Source organism: Mumia flava (assembly GCF_002797495.1).
GTDB classification, from domain to species: domain Bacteria; phylum Actinomycetota; class Actinomycetes; order Propionibacteriales; family Nocardioidaceae; genus Mumia; species Mumia flava.
Map to the genome: position 1 here is coordinate 475,023 of NZ_PGEZ01000001.1, position 15,165 is coordinate 490,187.

General features: G+C 72.1%; 15 protein-coding genes. 6 read left to right on the forward strand and 9 right to left on the reverse strand.

What is annotated here, in order from left to right:
* Positions 1–6 precede the first annotated feature (6 nt).
* From CLV56_RS02225 to CLV56_RS02240, 4 genes are all read right to left on the reverse strand, one after another.
* Positions 7–1,521, reverse strand: coding sequence for an FAD-dependent oxidoreductase (locus CLV56_RS02225; protein WP_100414331.1), 1,515 nt, complete (start codon positions 1,519–1,521; stop codon positions 7–9).
* Positions 1,518–3,653: a molybdopterin oxidoreductase family protein gene (locus tag CLV56_RS02230; protein ID WP_100414332.1), complete on the reverse strand. Its 2,136-nt coding sequence runs from the start codon at positions 3,651–3,653 to the stop codon at positions 1,518–1,520. Before CLV56_RS02230 ends, CLV56_RS02225 begins: the two co-directional genes overlap by 4 nt.
* Positions 3,650–5,020 carry an MFS transporter gene (locus tag CLV56_RS02235; protein WP_039348923.1) on the reverse strand — a complete coding sequence of 457 codons (1,371 nt, stop codon included), beginning with the start codon at positions 5,018–5,020 and terminating at the stop codon, positions 3,650–3,652. The genes CLV56_RS02230 and CLV56_RS02235 overlap by 4 nt, the downstream gene beginning before the upstream one ends.
* Positions 5,021–5,369: 349 nt before the next feature.
* Positions 5,370–5,786 (reverse strand): Hsp20/alpha crystallin family protein, encoded by a 417-nt coding sequence (locus tag CLV56_RS02240; protein WP_425437688.1) that lies wholly within the window; start codon positions 5,784–5,786, stop codon positions 5,370–5,372.
* Positions 5,787–5,931: 145 nt separating this feature from the next.
* On the opposite strand from CLV56_RS02240, the gene CLV56_RS02245 reads away from it, so the two are divergent.
* A complete protein-coding gene (locus CLV56_RS02245) occupies positions 5,932–6,225 on the forward strand; it encodes a MerR family transcriptional regulator (protein WP_245857542.1) in 294 nt (97 codons plus the stop codon).
* A gap of 222 nt (positions 6,226–6,447) precedes the next feature.
* Here the strand turns inward: CLV56_RS02245 and CLV56_RS02250 are convergent, their stop codons facing one another.
* The 4 genes from CLV56_RS02250 to CLV56_RS02265 form a co-directional block, all read right to left on the reverse strand.
* Positions 6,448–8,139 (reverse strand): ribonuclease J, encoded by a 1,692-nt coding sequence (locus tag CLV56_RS02250; protein ID WP_039348919.1) that lies wholly within the window; start codon positions 8,137–8,139, stop codon positions 6,448–6,450.
* 4 nt (positions 8,140–8,143) lie between these two features.
* Positions 8,144–9,061 (reverse strand): 4-hydroxy-tetrahydrodipicolinate synthase, encoded by a 918-nt coding sequence (gene dapA, locus CLV56_RS02255; protein WP_039348916.1) that lies wholly within the window; start codon positions 9,059–9,061, stop codon positions 8,144–8,146.
* Between the two features lie 363 nt (positions 9,062–9,424).
* On the reverse strand, positions 9,425–9,922 hold the full coding sequence (locus CLV56_RS02260) for a dihydrofolate reductase (RefSeq protein WP_039348915.1): 498 nt from the start codon (positions 9,920–9,922) through the stop codon (positions 9,425–9,427).
* A gap of 26 nt (positions 9,923–9,948) precedes the next feature.
* Complete coding sequence (locus tag CLV56_RS02265) at positions 9,949–10,761, reverse strand: thymidylate synthase (RefSeq protein WP_039348913.1); 813 nt, start codon at positions 10,759–10,761, stop codon at positions 9,949–9,951.
* Between the two features lie 110 nt (positions 10,762–10,871).
* Here CLV56_RS02265 and CLV56_RS02270 point away from each other — a divergent pair, with 110 nt between their 5' ends.
* Genes CLV56_RS02270 through CLV56_RS02285 form a run of 4 tightly spaced genes read left to right on the forward strand, consistent with a single transcriptional unit; the run spans position 10,872 to position 13,104 of the window.
* Positions 10,872–11,429 carry a GNAT family N-acetyltransferase gene (locus tag CLV56_RS02270; protein ID WP_039348911.1) on the forward strand — a complete coding sequence of 186 codons (558 nt, stop codon included), beginning with the start codon at positions 10,872–10,874 and terminating at the stop codon, positions 11,427–11,429.
* Positions 11,422–12,072: a DUF2461 domain-containing protein gene (locus CLV56_RS02275; protein ID WP_039348909.1), complete on the forward strand. Its 651-nt coding sequence runs from the start codon at positions 11,422–11,424 to the stop codon at positions 12,070–12,072. Before CLV56_RS02270 ends, CLV56_RS02275 begins: the two co-directional genes overlap by 8 nt.
* Positions 12,059–12,808, forward strand: coding sequence for an AzlC family ABC transporter permease (locus tag CLV56_RS02280; protein ID WP_039348906.1), 750 nt, complete (start codon positions 12,059–12,061; stop codon positions 12,806–12,808). The genes CLV56_RS02275 and CLV56_RS02280 overlap by 14 nt, the downstream gene beginning before the upstream one ends.
* Complete coding sequence (locus CLV56_RS02285) at positions 12,805–13,104, forward strand: AzlD domain-containing protein (protein WP_039348903.1); 300 nt, start codon at positions 12,805–12,807, stop codon at positions 13,102–13,104. The genes CLV56_RS02280 and CLV56_RS02285 overlap by 4 nt, the downstream gene beginning before the upstream one ends.
* A 76-nt stretch (positions 13,105–13,180) precedes the next feature.
* Here the strand turns inward: CLV56_RS02285 and dapB are convergent, their stop codons facing one another.
* Positions 13,181–13,933: a 4-hydroxy-tetrahydrodipicolinate reductase gene (gene dapB / locus CLV56_RS02290; protein WP_039348901.1), complete on the reverse strand. Its 753-nt coding sequence runs from the start codon at positions 13,931–13,933 to the stop codon at positions 13,181–13,183.
* Between the two features lie 112 nt (positions 13,934–14,045).
* On the opposite strand from dapB, the gene CLV56_RS02295 reads away from it, so the two are divergent.
* Positions 14,046–15,077, forward strand: a complete 1,032-nt coding sequence (locus tag CLV56_RS02295) for an NYN domain-containing protein (RefSeq protein WP_039348898.1) — start codon at positions 14,046–14,048, stop codon at positions 15,075–15,077.
* Positions 15,078–15,165: the final 88 nt, after the last annotated feature.

Consider the following 15,165-nt stretch of genomic DNA (forward strand, 5'->3'; position numbering starts at 1 on the left):
ATGGCGTTACGCACCCTTCACAACGGGCTCACGGGCATCGGAGGTCGCGTGTGAGGTCGGCTCGGTGCCGGGATCGTCGGGGTCGCTGGCCTGGAGCCAGTCGACGATCCCGCAGACCAGCGAGCGGCACCCGCCGCAGCCGGTCGTCGCGCGGGTGTCCGCGGCGAGCGCGTCGAGACTGGTCGCACCGCAGTCCCACGCGTGCACCAGGTCGCGCTTGGTGACCCCGTTGCAGCGGCACACCGTGGTGCTGCCCGGCATCGTCGTCGGCGAGCCGGCCGAGGCCGGAGCCGCCCCGGCGGTCGGCGCGAGCAGCGCGAGCGGGTCCAGCGGCAGCACGCCGCGGCGACCGAACTGCACGCTCAGCGACGCGGCCAGGTCGGCCGAGCCGAGGCAGGTCATCCCGACGAGCTCGTCGCCCTCGACGACGACCTCGACGTAGCGGCGCGCCGACGCGTCGTTGAGCGTCAGGACTCGGGCGTCGCCGGCGTTCGAGGCCTTGCGCCCCATCGCGACCAGGCTGACCCCGGCGGCCTTCAGCCGCATCGCCGCGCCGTCGAGCTGGACCGGCACGGCCTCGCTCGCGACGCCGTCGACCAGCCGGCGCGCGAGCGACCGCGCCTGGTCCCATCCCGGCGCCACGAGCCCGGCGGTGCCCGACGGCGTCTGCGCGCAGTCGCCGATCGCATGCACCCGCGGGTCCCGCGTGGTGGCCAGGTCGTCGCCGACGACGATCCCGTGCGCGGTCTCCAGGCCGGCTGCCGCAGCCAGCGCCGTCTCCGGGACGGCGCCGCAGGCCAGCACCAGCAGGTCGGCGGCGAGCGTACGGCCGTCGTCGAGCACCACCGCGTCCACGTGGCCGTGCTCGTCGACGCCGACCGAAGCCAGCGCCGCCTCGCCGTGGAACCCGATCCCGAGGTCCGCGACCGCGTCGGCCAGCAGCCGGCCGGGTTCGGGGTCGAGGTCGCGGTCGAGCAGGTGCCCGGCGAACGAGACCACGTCGACGTCGACACCTCGCAGCCGCATCCCGCAGGCCGCCTCGACCCCCAGAGGTCCCCCGCCGATCACGACGGCGCGGCGCGCGTTCAGGGCGGCCGCGGTGATCCCGCGGGCGTCGTCGACGCTGCGCAGCACGAACACCCCGCCGGGCAGTCCTTCGACCGCCGGCCCGTCCAGACCAGGGACCCGCGGGACTCGCGCCCGGGCCCCCGTCGCGAGCACCAGGTGGTCGTACGGCCAGGTCTCGCCGCCGGCCGTGACCGTACGGGCGTCGCGGTCGATCGCGCTCACCGGCGCTCCGCGGCGCAGAGTGATGCCGCTCGGGCAGAGCAGCGAGAGGCCGGACAGGTCGGCCCGTCCGGCGACGAGCTCGGTGAGCAGGATCCGGTTGTACGGCTCGTACTCCTCCTCCCCCAGCACCACGACCTCGAACCGGCCGTCCCGGTCGTCCTTGATCAGCTCCTCGGCGAACCGGACCCCGACCATGCCGGCGCCGACCACCACCACACGCTGTCGCGTCATGCCACGACCTCCCTCGCCGTCGCTGTGTCGATCACACCGGTGTCGTCCGCCTCGACGACGACCGCGCACACCTTGAACTCCGGCATCCCGGAGATCGGGTCGGTCGCCGCGTTGGTGACCGAGTTGACCCGGCCGAGGCCGGAGAAGTGGAACGGCGCGAACACCGTGTCCGGCCGGATGTCGGCGCTGATCCGCGCCTGCGCCACCATCGAGCCGCGTGACGACGTGATCCGGACCGACTCGACGCCCTCGATCCCGAGCCGCGCCGCGAGGTACGGGTGCAGCTCGACGTAGGCCGCGGGCATCGAGCTGTTCAGCCGGTCGACCCGGCGGGTCTGCGCACCGGACTGGTAGTGCTGCAGCACCCGCCCGGTGACCAGGTAGACCGGGGCGTCGTCGCGCACGTCGTCCTCGGGACCGACCGGCGTCACGGCCACCATCCGGGCCCGCCCGTCCGGCGTCGCGAAGGAGTCGGTGAACATCCTCGGCGTGCCGGGGTGCGTGTCGTCGGGACACGGCCAGTAGAGCGCCTCGCCGGCGTCGAGCCGGTCGTAGCTGATCCCGGCGTAGTCCGCCTTGCCCCCGGCCGAGGCCCGACGCAGCTCGTCGAAGACCTCGCGCGGATCGGTCGGCAGCGCCACCCGCGCACCGAGCCGGGCACCGAGCGCGGCCATGATCTCCAGCTCGCTGCGCACCCCGGCCGGCGCCGCGACCGCAGCCCGGCGCCGGATCACCCGACCCTCGAGGCTCGTCATCGTGCCCTCCTCCTCCGCCCACTGGGTCGTCGGGAGGACGAAGTCGGCGAGGGCGGCGGTCTCGGAGGCGACGAAGTCGCAGACCACGAGCAGGTCCAGCGCACGCAGCCGGTCGGTGACCGCACGCGCGTCCGGAGCGCTGACGACGAGGTTCGAGCCGTGCACGAACAACGCCTTCGGGCCCTCGGGCGTGCCCAGCCGGCGGAGCAGCTCGACGGCCGGGACGCCCGGCTCCGGCAGGCTGGCGGGATCGACTCCCCACACACCCGCCACGTGCTCCCGGGCGGCGGGGTCGGCGAGCATCCGGTAGCCGGGCAGCTGGTCGGACTTCTGGCCGTGCTCGCGACCACCCTGGCCGTTGCCCTGCCCGGTCAGGCACCCGTACCCGCTGCGGTCGCGGCCCGGCAGGCCGAGGCACAGCGCCAGGTTGATCGCCGCGGTCACGGTGTCGGTGCCGTCGCGGTGCTGCTCGGCACCCCGCCCGGTCAGGACGTACGCGCCCCGTCCGCCGCGGTGCGGGGCCGCAGCAGCGAGCCGCCGCGCGACGCGGCGCAGCGTGGCCTCGTCGATGCCGGTGACCGACGCGACCCGCTCCGGCCACCACGCCGCCACGCTTCGCCGTACGTCCTCGAAGCCCTGCGTCCGCGCGGCCAGGTAGTCGACGTCGGCGAGGCGCTCGGCGAGGACCACGTGCGTCAGCCCGAGCAGCAGGACCAGGTCGGTCCCGGGGACGGGCGCGAGGTGGATCCCGGCGCCGTCGTCGCACAGCGCTGCCGTCGCGCTGCGCCGCGGGTCGACGACGACCAGACCACCGCGGTCCCGCGCGCCGCCCAGGTGCTGCACGGCCGGCGGCATCGTGTCGGCGATGTTGCTGCCGAGCAGCAGGACCGCCTCGGCGTCACCCAGGTCGGTCAGCGGGAACGGCAGCCCGCGGTCGAGACCGAACGCACGGTTGCCCGCGGCCGCCGCCGACGACATGCAGAACCGGCCGTTGTAGTCGATGTAGCGCGTGCCGAGCACGGTCCGGGTGAACTTCCCCAGCGCGTACGCCTTCTCGTTGGTCAGGCCGCCACCGCCGAACACCGCGACCGCGTCCGCGCCCTCCGCCTCCTGCAGCGCACGCACCCGTACGGCGATCTCGTCGAGCGCCTCGTCCCAGCCGACCTCGACGAACCGGCCCCCGTCGCGGCGCAGCGGCACGGTGATGCGCTCCGGGCTGTCCAACAGCTCGGCCGACGTCCAGCCCTTCTGGCACATCCCGCCGCCGTTCGTCGGGAACTCCCGAGGCGAGGCGGCCAGCCGACCGCTCGCCTCGGGAGCCAGCCGCATCGCGCACTGGAGGGCGCAGTACGGGCAGTGCGTCTCGGCGACGGTCATACCCGCGCCTTGGTCATCTCCGCACCCGGCCGCAGGTAGAAGAACCAGGTGACGGCGAGCATCACGGCGTACACCCCGATGTAGATCAGCATCGCCGGCTCGATCGTGCCGGCCCGGTCGGCGGCCATCGAGTAGATCCGCGGCACGAAGAACCCACCGAACGCGCCGAGCGCCGAGATGATGCCGATCGCCGCGGCCGCCTCGCGCTTCGAGCGCAGCTGCGCCTCGTCACCCTCACCGGCGGTGACCCGGAAGATCGACGGGATCATCCGGTACGTCGACCCGTTGCTGACGCCGGTCGCGACGAACAGGAGCAGGAACGAGGCGAGGAAGAACACGAACGACTCCGCCCGCAGCGCCAGGACCGCGAACCCGACCCCGCCGCCCATCACGACGAAGCTGAGCGCGGTCACCCGCGCCCCGCCCACACGATCGGCCCACTTGCCGCCGAACGGACGCGCCAGGGACCCGACGAGCGCCCCCAGGAACGCGTACGACGCGGGGTTGACGTCGGGGAACTCCATCTTGATGAGCATCGGGAACGCCGCGGCGTACCCCATGAACGACCCGAACGTCCCGATGTAGAGGAACGACATCACCCAGGTGTGCTTGCGCTTCGCGGCCGCGGCGGAGGTGGCGAAGTCGGCCTCGGCCGTACCGAGGTTGTCCATCATCTTCCACGCCAGGAATGCCGCGATCAGGATCAGCGGAACCCACATCAGGCCGGCACGCCACAGCACCAGTCCACCGCCCGCGGTGATCACGGCGGTCACGACGAACGGTGCCTGGACGACGGCGACGCCGATGTTGCCGCCGGCGGCGTTCAGGCCGAGCGCCCAGCCCTTCTCGCGGTCGGGGTAGAAGTAGGAGATGTTCGTCATCGACGAGGCGAAGTTGCCGCCGCCGAAGCCGGCCGTCGACGCGATCGCCAGCAGCATCCAGAACGGGATCTGCGGGTTGGCCACCGCCCACGCCAGGCCGACCGACGGGATCAGCAGGAGGAGCCCGGACACGATCGTCCAGTTGCGACCTCCGAAGAGCCCGACGGCGAAGGTGTACGGGAGGCGCAGCGCCGCGCCGACCAGGCTCGGCATCGCCACCAGCCACAGCAGCTGGGAGTTGGTGAGCGAGAAGCCTGCGTTGTTGAGATTGACGGCGACGATGCTCCAGAGCATCCACACCGTGAAGCCGAGGTGCTCGACGACGATCGAGATGATCAGGTTGCGGCGGGCGATCGGACGACCTTCGGACTCCCAGAACTCGGAGTCCTCGGGGTCCCACTGATCGATCCAGCGTCCGGTCCGGCGACGTCGCGCGGAGGTCGTAGTCGTGGTGCCCGGCTCGGTGCCGGCGGTCGAGAGCGCCATGACGACTCCTGGTGGGAGGTGCCCCGGCCGTGTGCCGGGATCATGGCGCTGACGCTATGAACGGGGTGTTTCGCCCCCGTTGCCCTCGCGGTGGCGGGGCCGTAACTCTTCTCGCACAGGACGGCAGGCGGCCGTGTGAGGGACGTGACGCGCATCACGCCGCCGCGTCTCGATCCTCGCTCCGCTCGGCCTCGACGAACGGAACACCTCTTGGTCGAGGCGCGAGCGCAGCCCTCCCCGCTGGTCGAGGCGCGAGCGCAGCGAGGGATCGAGACCCCCCGGCCCCGAGCGCGGGCGTGGGCCTGGCACGAGCGCCGGGCCCACGCCCCTCGAGCAGGTCGAAGCGATCTCAGGCGCTGATCGCGCGCTGCGCGTCGTCGCCGTGCGTAACGGAGACCTTGCGCGGCTTCGCCTGCTCCGCCACGGGAACCGACAGGCGGAGGACGCCGTCGGCGTAGCGGGCCTCGATCCTGGACGCGTCCAGGCTGTCACCCAGGATCAGCTGCCGGCTGAACACGCCACGGGGCCGCTCGGCCGCCAGCAGCTCGGCCGTCCCTTCGCGGGCGGGACGGTCGGCTCGCACGGTCAGGACGTTGCGCTCGACATCGATGTCGATCGAGTCCGGGTCGACCCCCGGCAGGTCGAGCTCGACGACGAACATGTCGCCGTCTCGCCACGCGTCCATCGGCATCGAGGCCGGTCGTGCCGTCGTCCCGAACACCTGCTGGCTCAGCCTGTCCAGCTCCCGGAAGGGGTCGGTGCGCATGAGCATCATCATCACCTCCACAGAACGGCTGCGCTGGAGACGCAGAATCTGAAACAGTTGATAGAGGTTTTATAACCGATAGCATGAAGATGTTCAAGTGGAGACCAGCCCGGTTCCGGGTGGCGGCCGAGGGGAGGTGAGTGCGGTGGCCGAGCGACCGCTGTACGCGATCTCCGTCGCCGCCGAGCTGGCGGGGACGGCCGCCCAGAACCTCCGCGTGTACGAGCGTGAAGGCCTGGTCCGGCCCGCGCGGACCGACGGCGGGACGCGTCGCTACAGCGACAGCGACGTCACCCGCCTGCAGCGCATCGTCGTGCTGCTCGACGCGGGCCTCAATCTCGCCGGGATCGCGATGGTCCTCGATCTCGAGGCGCAGAACGATGAGCTTCGTGCCGAGCTCGGCGCGCTCCCCCGTACGACCGGAGCCGAGCACACCTGACCGCGTCCGCGCGGTGACCGAGTCCGATGCCGGCCCAACCTGGCAACGCAGACCCGCACCCGGCTGGGGAAACCATCCGCGCCGGGTGGGAGTCTGCGTAGCCGGCTGGGAAGACCGTCAGGCCTCGAGCCGCGCCGAGTGGGAGTCTGCGTAGCCGGCTGGGAAGACCGTCAACCTCGAGCCGCGCCGGGTGAGAGTCTGCGTAGCCGGCTGGGAAGACCGTCAGGCCTCGAGCACCACCGGCACGATCATCGGACGGCGACGCAGCTTGCCCGAGACCCAGCGACCGATCGTGCGGCGGATCACCTGCTGGAGCTGGTGGGTGTCGTCGGTGCCGTCGGAAACGGCGTTCGCGAGCGCCTGCTCGATCAGCGGGACGACGTCGGCGAACACCGAGTCGTCCTCGGCGAACCCGCGCGCCTTGATCTCCGGGCCGCTGATCAGCTTGCCGGTCGAGGAGTCCACCACGACGATCACCGAGATGAAGCCCTCTTCACCGAGGATCCTGCGGTCCTTCAGCTCGGACTCGGTGATGTCGCCGACCGAGGCGCCGTCGACGTAGACGTAGCCGCAGTCGACCTTGCCGGTCACCTTCGCGCGCCCGTCGACGAGGTCGACGACGACGCCGTCCTCGGCGATCACCACACGGTCGTGCTCGACCCCGGTCGAACGGGCCAGCGCGGCGTTCGCGTGCAGGTGGCGCACCTCGCCGTGGACCGGCATGACGTTGCTCGGCCGCACGATGTTGTAGCAGTACAGCAGCTCGCCGGCGGAGGCGTGGCCGGAGACGTGCACCAGGGCGTTCCCCTTGTGCACGACCCGCGCGCCGAGCCGGGTCAGGCCGTCGATGACGCGGTAGACGGCGTTCTCGTTGCCCGGGATCAGCGAGCTCGCGAGCACCACGGTGTCGCCCGGCTCGATCCGTACGGAGTCGTGGCTGTTCGCGGCGATCCGCGACAGCGCCGCCATCGGCTCGCCCTGCGACCCGGTCGAGACGAGCACGAGCTCCTCGGGCCGGTAGTCGGAGATCTTGCGTCCGTCGACGACCACGCCGTCCGGCACGTCGAGGTAGCCGAGCTCGCGGGCGATCTGCATGTTGCGGACCATCGAACGACCGATGTAGGCGACCTTGCGGCCGTGCTTGACCGCGGCGTCGAGGATCTGCTGGACGCGGTGCACGTGCGAGGCGAAGCAGGCGGTGATGATCCGCTGGCGCGACGCCGCGAAGACCCGGTCGAGGACCGGGGAGATGTCGCGCTCGGTGGTCGTGAAGCCCGGCACGTCGGCATTCGTCGAGTCCGTCAGGAACAGATCGACGCCGGCCTCACCGAGCCGCGCGAACGCCCGCAGGTCGGTGATCCGGCCGTCGAGCGGGAGCTGGTCCATCTTGAAGTCGCCCGTGTGCAGGACGAGCCCGGCGGACGTACGGATGGCGACGGCGAGCGCGTCCGGGATCGAGTGGTTCACCGCCACGAACTCGAGGTCGAACGGCGCCAGGCTGAGCTTCTCGTCCTCGGCGACGACGTACTTCGGCACGTTCTTCAGGCGGTGCTCGCGCAGCTTCGAGTCGACCAGCGCCAGGGTCAGGCGCGACCCGACGACCGGGATGTCCTCGCGCTCGCGCAGGAGGTACGGGACGCCGCCGATGTGGTCCTCGTGGCCGTGGGTCAGCACGATCGCGACGATGTCGTCGAGGCGGTCCCGGATCGCGGAGAAGTCCGGGAGGATCAGGTCGACACCGGGCTGGTGGTCCTCGGGGAACAGCACGCCGCAGTCGACGACGAGCAGCTTGCCGGCGTGCTCGAAGACCGTCATGTTGCGGCCGATCTCACCGAGGCCGCCGAGCGCGATCACGCGCAGGCCGTCGTCGGGCAGGGCGGGCGGGGCCCCGAGCTCGGGGTGCGGGTGGCTCATCGGGTCAGTCCTTCAGCAGCGCGGCCGTGTCCAGCACCTCACGGAGCCGATCGACCTGGTCGTCGGTGGCGTCGACGTACGGCGAGCGGACCGTGCGGTGCTCCAGCACCCCGCGGACCTGCAGCGCAGCCTTCGCCATGATGGCCCCCTGCGACTCAGGCGACATGATCGTCGCCACCACGTCCAGCAGAGCCTCGTTGATCGCGCGCGCCTCACCGAGCTCGCCCGCGTCGATCGCCCGCACCATCGCGGCGTACTGGGCTGCGGCGACGTGCGACACGACCGACACCACGCCGGCGGCGCCGTGCGCCAGCCAGGCGAGGTTCAGGGCGTCGTCACCGGAGTACCAGGCCAGGCCGGTGTCACGCATCAGCGTCGACCCGGACGCCAGGTCCCCGACCGCGTCCTTGACCGCCACGATCGCCTCGTGCTGCGCGACCGCGTGGTAGGTCTCCGGCGCGATCCGCACGACCGCGCGACCCGGGATGTCGTACAGCATCACCGGCAGACCGTCGCCGGCGTCGGCCACGGTCAGGAAGTGGCGGAGCAGGCCGGCCTGCGGGGGCTTGTTGTAGTACGGCGAGACGAGCAGGGTGCCGTGGGCGCCCTCCGCCTTCGCCTGCCGGGCCAGGCGTGCGGACGCCTGGGTGTCGTTGTTGCCGACGCCGGCCACGACGGTGGCCCGGTCGCCGACGGCGGAGAGCACCGCGGCGAGCAGCCTGCCGTCCTCGTCCGGGTTCGTCGTCGGGGACTCGCCGGTCGTCCCGGAGACCACCAGGCCGTCCGAGCCGGCGTCCACCAGCTTCTTCGCCACCTTCGCCGCCGCATCGAGGTCGAGGGCGCCGTCCGGGGTGAACGGAGTCACCATGGCGGTCAGCACCCGGCCGAAGGGGGCCGCAGGCGTAGCGAAGGGAGAGGTCATGTGCACGAGGCTACCGCCTGGTCCGGCTCCCGGCCCTCACCGGCTGGCCCGACCTCGGCCCGCTGTACGACCGGTGGGGCGGCCCGGCCGCGCCCGTACATGGAAGGTCCCGGCCCTGTCCGCTCGGGGGCCCGGACAGGACCGGGACACTGGGACTATCGCCCGGCGGTCCGGAAGCGTTACACCCGATTTCAATTTTTCTTGAGCACGTGCCCGAGGACGGGCTCAGCAGCACCTCAGCGTCCCCGTCCGTACGCGGCGATCCTGGCGGTCTCCGTAGCCGGCTACGCAGATCCGCACCTGACCCTGACGGTATTCCCAGCCCGGTGCGGGTCTCCGTCGCCCGGTGCCCCGGCTGCAGCCTCAGCGGCGCGGGGCGACCCGCTCGTACGTCGCGATCCGGTAACCGTCGTACGCGGTGGTGCCGGTCTCGTCCCACTCCGACCAGTCGACCTCGGGAAACCACACGTCGCCCTCCGGCTCGGCGTCCACGTGGGTCAGCACCATCCGGTCCGCGAGCTCCAGCGCCTGGTCGTACACCTGCGCCCCGCCGATCACGAACACCTCGTCGTCGAGCTCGGCCCCCAGCTCCAGCGCGCCCTGCACGTCGTGGCTCACCACGACCTCGTCGGGTCCCTGCCAGCCGGTCCGGCGCGTGATCACGATGTTGATCCGGTCGGGCAGCGGGCGGCCGATCGAGTCGTACGTCGCGCGTCCCATCACCACCACGTGACCGCCCGTGAGCTCACGGAACTGCTTGAGGTCACCCGTGCGCGGCCACGGCAGCGCGCCGTCGCGACCGATCACGCCGTTGCGTCCCAGCGCGGCCACGAGGGTGGTCCGCGCGCGCTTGCCTGCCATCCGTACGCCGCCGTCCGTCCGTCGTCTCAGACCGCGATCGGGGCCTTGATCGCCGGGTAGGGGTCGTAGCCCTCGACCCGGACCGACTCCAGCGTGAAGCCGTCGATCGACGTCACCGACGGGTCCAGGTGCAGCGTCGGGAGCGGCCGCGGCGTGCGGGTGAGCTGCTCGCGGGCCTGATCGAGGTGGTTGAGGTAGAGGTGGGCGTCGCCGAGGGTGTGCACGAAGTCCCCCACCTCGAGCCCCGTGACCTGAGCGACCATGTGCGTCAGCAGGGCGTACGACGCGATGTTGAACGGGACGCCGAGGAACACGTCGCCGGAGCGCTGGTAGAGCTGGCAGGACAGCCGCCCGAGCCCGCCGTCGGGGCTCGGCGCGACGTAGAACTGGAACAGCGTGTGGCACGGCGCCAGCGCCATCGCGTCGAGGTCGGCGACGTTCCACGCGCTGACCAGGTGGCGGCGCGAGTCCGGATCGGTGCGGATCTGCTCGATCACGGCGGCGAGCTGGTCGACGTGCCGCCCGTCCGGTGCCGGCCAGGAGCGCCACTGGTAGCCGTAGATCGGCCCGAGCTCACCGTCCGGACCGGCCCACTCGTCCCAGATCGAGACGCCGTTGGCCTTGAGGTACGCGGTGTTCGTGCTGCCCGCGACGAACCACAGCAGCTCGGCGACCACCGACTTCAGGTGCACCTTCTTCGTGGTGACCAGCGGGAACCCGGCACGCAGGTCGAACCGCATCTGGTGACCGAACACGCTGCGCGTGCCGGTGCCGGTCCGGTCCCCCTTCTCCACGCCGTCGTCGAGGATCCGCTGCACGAGATCGAGATAGGCCTGCACGTCGTCAGGCTAACCCCCGGGGCGTGCGCTCGTACGCCGGCCGCGCCGACCCGTGCGCCTGGCCGCGCCCGCCCGTACGGCGTGTCGGCGCCTCCTGGCACAATCGCCAGATGCCCACCGCCGACACCAGCGTCCGCGTCGCGTGGAGCGCCGACGCCGACGCGATCGCCGCGCTGCAGGCTCAGGCCTGGCGGACCCGGTACGCCGAGGTGCTGCCCGCCGACCTGCTGGAGCAGATCACCGCGGAGCTGTTCGCACCGAAGTGGGAGGCGTCGCTGACCAAGCCCGGCGACGCCCGCAATCGCGTGCTCGTGGCGCTCGAGCGGGCCACGGTCCGTGGGTTCGCCATCGTCGGGCCGTCCGGTGACGAGGACGCCGACCCCGTCGCCGACGGGGAGGTCGCCGAGCTGATCGTGGACCCGGAGCACACCGGCGCCGGTCACGGCTCGCGGCTGCTGCAGGCGTGCGCGGACACGCTGCGGGCCGACCGGTTCCGCCGCGCGACGATCTGGCTGGACGCGACCGACGACGCGCTGCGCTCGTTCGTCACCGGCACAGGGTGGGCTCCCGACGGCGCGCACCGCGAGGTCGACCCGGTCGGCGACGGGACACGGCTGAAGCAGGTCCGCCTCCACACCGCGCTCGTCGGTGAGGACGACGATGGCTGACGCGGTGGCGGGCTCCGCCCCGGTGGGCTTCACGGTCGCCGCCGCCGACTTCTACGAGGACCTGGAGAACGACAACACCAAGTCCTTCTGGACTGCGCACAAGCAGGACTACGAGACCCTCGTGCGGGCTCCGATGGTCGCGTTGACCGACGCGCTCGCGGACGAGTTCGGGCCGGCGAAGATCTTCCGTCCGTACCGCGACGTCCGGTTCAGCGCGGACAAGACCCCGTACAAGACCCACCAGGGCGCGTACGTCGCCACCGCCGACTCGACCGGCTACTACGTCCAGCTCGACGCGTCCGGCCTGCGGGTCGGCGCCGGCTGGTACGGCGCGGACTCCCGCGCGAAGACCCGCTATCGCGAGGCGGTCGACGGTCGTGCCGGGGCGGCCCTGGAGCGGATCCTGGCCGGCCTCACCGACGCGGGGTACGCGCTGGGTGGAGACAAGGTCAGGACGCAGCCCCGCGGCTGGCCCGCCGACCACCGCCGGATCGAGCTGCTCCGGCACAACACGCTCACACTGATGCGCTCGTACGGCACGCCCGACTGGATGAGCACGCCCGGTCTCGCCGTCCGGGTAGCGGAGGACTGGCGTGCCCTGACGCCGCTGCTGGAGTGGCACCGCAAGCATGTGGCGGCCTGACCTCGCGCCGGGTGACCGATCCGTCGTCGTCGACTCGCTCGGGGTCGGCCTCGCGACCGGCGCGTACGGGATCTCCTTCGGCGCGATCGGCACCGCGTCCGGCCTGTCGGTCCTCCAGACGTGCGTGCTGTCGCTGCTGATGTTCAGCGGGGCGTCGCAGTTCGCGTTCGCCGGGGTCGTCGCCGCCGGCGGCAGCGCCGTCACCGGGGGTGTCACGGCGGTGCTGCTCGGCAGCCGGAACATGTTCTACGGCCTCGGACTCGCCCCGCGCCTGCGCGTCGGCGGGTGGCGGCGGCTCGTGGCCGCGCAGATCGTGATCGACGAGTCGACGGCGATGGGGGTGGCGCGCGAGACCGACCGGCACGCGCGGATCGGGTTCTACGTGACCGGGACGTCGGTGTTCGTGCTCTGGAACCTCATGACGTTCCTCGGCGCGCTCGCCGGCAACGCCCTCGGCGACCCCCGGACGTACGGCCTGGACGCCGCGGTCGGCGCCGCGTTCCTCGCGCTGCTGTGGCCGCGACTGACGGCGTGGCCGCAGCGGCTGGTCGCGCTCAGCGGTGCGCTGGTCGCGGTCGGGACGGTGCCCGTGACGCCTGCGGGCGCACCGATCATCGTCGGCGGCGCGGTCGCCGTCGTCGTCGGGCTGTGGCTGACCCGCCGCCGCGGTGCCGACGCGATCGCCGACGAGCTCGAGCACCCCGACGATCCGCACCACGGCGGGGGTGCACCGTGATCTGGTGGGCGCTGATCGCCGCGTCGCTGGCCTGCTACGGGCTCAAGCTGGTCGGGCTGTCGGTGCCGCAGCGGGTGCTCGAGCACCCCACGACCGTACGGGTCGCCGCGCTGATCCCCGTGGGGCTGCTCGGGGCGCTGGTCGCGGTGCAGGTGTTCGCCGACGGGACCGCTCTGGTCCTCGACGCGCGGCTCGTCGGGATCGGGGTGGCGGTCGTGCTGCTCGTGCTGCGAGCGCCGTTCCTCGTGATCGTGTTCGCGGCCGCCCTCGCCACCGCCCTCGTCCGCCTCCTCTGACCGCGAGTCGCCCATGGCGGGGTCGCGAGTCGCCCATGGCAGGGTCGCGAGTCGCCCATGGCGGGGCCGCGACGGGTTAGTCGAGGCCGAGCACCGCGTCGAGACCGACGGTGAGCCCGGGGCGGCCGACGACACCGCGGACCCCGGCGACGACGCCGGGCATGAACGACGAGCGGTGGACGGAGTCGTGTCGGATCGTCAGGGTCTCGGCCTGGTCGCCGAGCAGCACCTCCTGGTGCGCGACCAGCCCGCGGGACCGTACGGCGTGCACGTGGACGCCGTCGACGACGCCACCGCGCGCGCCGAGCGGGTCGGACGTGGTCGCGTCCGGGATCGGCGCCGAGCCTGCCGAGCGGCGTGCGGCGGCGATCATCTCCGCGGTCCGCGTCGCCGTGCCCGACGGGGCGTCGACCTTGTCGGGGTGGTGCAGCTCGACGATCTCGACGGACTCGAAGTACGGAGCCGCGATCGCCGCGAACCGCATCATGAGCACGGCGCCGATCGAGAAGTTCGGCACGATCAGCACGCCGACGTCCTCGCGGTCGGCGAGCATCGTGGACACCTCGGCGAGGCGGTCGTCGTCGAAGCCGGAGGTGCCCACGACGGCATGGATCCCGTGCTCGATGCAGAACCGCAGGTTGTCCATCACGACGCTCGGGTTCGTGAAGTCGACGACGACCTGCGCACCACCGTCGACCAGGGCGTCCAGCGCGTCGTCCGCGTCGACCTGCGCCACCACGGTCATGCCGTCGGCCTCCTCCACCGCGCCGACCGCTTCCGACCCCATCCGCCCGCGCGCGCCCAGCACGCCCACCGTGATCTCGCTCATGCGCCGATCCTCTCATCGCGGCGCGCGAACCCCTCGCGGGCACCGGGTCGGGCAGACTGGCACGCAGACCCGCCGGCGTACGACCGACCGGTCGCGGACAGGAGGAGCACGCATGGCCGAACCGGGAGACACCCGCGTCGCCGTCTACATCGACTTCGACAACATCGTGATCTCGCGCTACGACCAGGTCAACGGTCGCAACCAGTTCCAGCGGGACCGCCAGAAGGTCTCGGTGCCGGCCGGGACCGACCCCGATCCGGAGGTCACCGAGAAGCTCGAGCGGGCCGGCGTCGACATCGGCGCGATCATCGACTACGCCTCGTCGTACGGCACGCTCGTCCTGACCCGGGCGTACGCGGACTGGTCGGCGCCGATCAACGCCGACTACCGCGGCCAGCTCGTCGGGCGGGCCGTCGATCTGGTCCAGCTCTTCCCCGCGGCGGCGTACGGCAAGAACGGCGCCGACATCCGGCTCGCCGTGGACGCGGTCGAGGACATGTTCCGGCTGCCCGACCTGACCCACGTAGTGATCGTGGCCGGCGACTCCGACTACATCGCGCTCGCGCAGCGGTGCAAGCGGCTCGGCCGGTACGTGGTGGGGGTCGGCGTCGCGGGTTCGACCAGCAAGTCGCTGGCGGCGGCGTGCGACGAGATGATCACGTACGACGCGCTGCCCGGGATCGAGCCGCCGCCCGCAGCCGAGGCTGCCCCGAAGAAGTCCACGCGCAAACGGACCACGAAGAAGGCCACGCACGACGAGGCGGAGACCGCCGAGCCGGCTGCTCCCGAGGAGGCGGCGGCACCCGCGCGGGGGCGCTCCGGTGCGAAGAAGCGGACCAGCAGCGCGCAGGCCCCGGTCTTCACCGAGCCCGGGAGCGACGAGCAGGAGCCGGAGCCCGAGGACCTGCAGGCGGTCGCGACGCGGCTGCTCGCCCGCGCGCTGCGGCTCGGCCACGAGAAGGACGATGCCGACTGGCTGCACAGCTCGGTGGTGAAGAGTCAGATGAAGCGGATGGACCCGTCGTTCAACGAGAAGGCGCTGGGCTACAAGTCGTTCTCGGACTTCGTGAAGTCGCGCGACGACCTGGCCGAGCTCGACGAGTCCAGCACGGCCCGGCTGGTACGGCTGCTCGCCCGTTCCTGACGCCGACCGGCGCAGGACCGAACGACCGCGCGGACGTACAGCCCGGGGCGACACGCCGGCACTCGAGACGTGAAGGCCTCGCATCGTA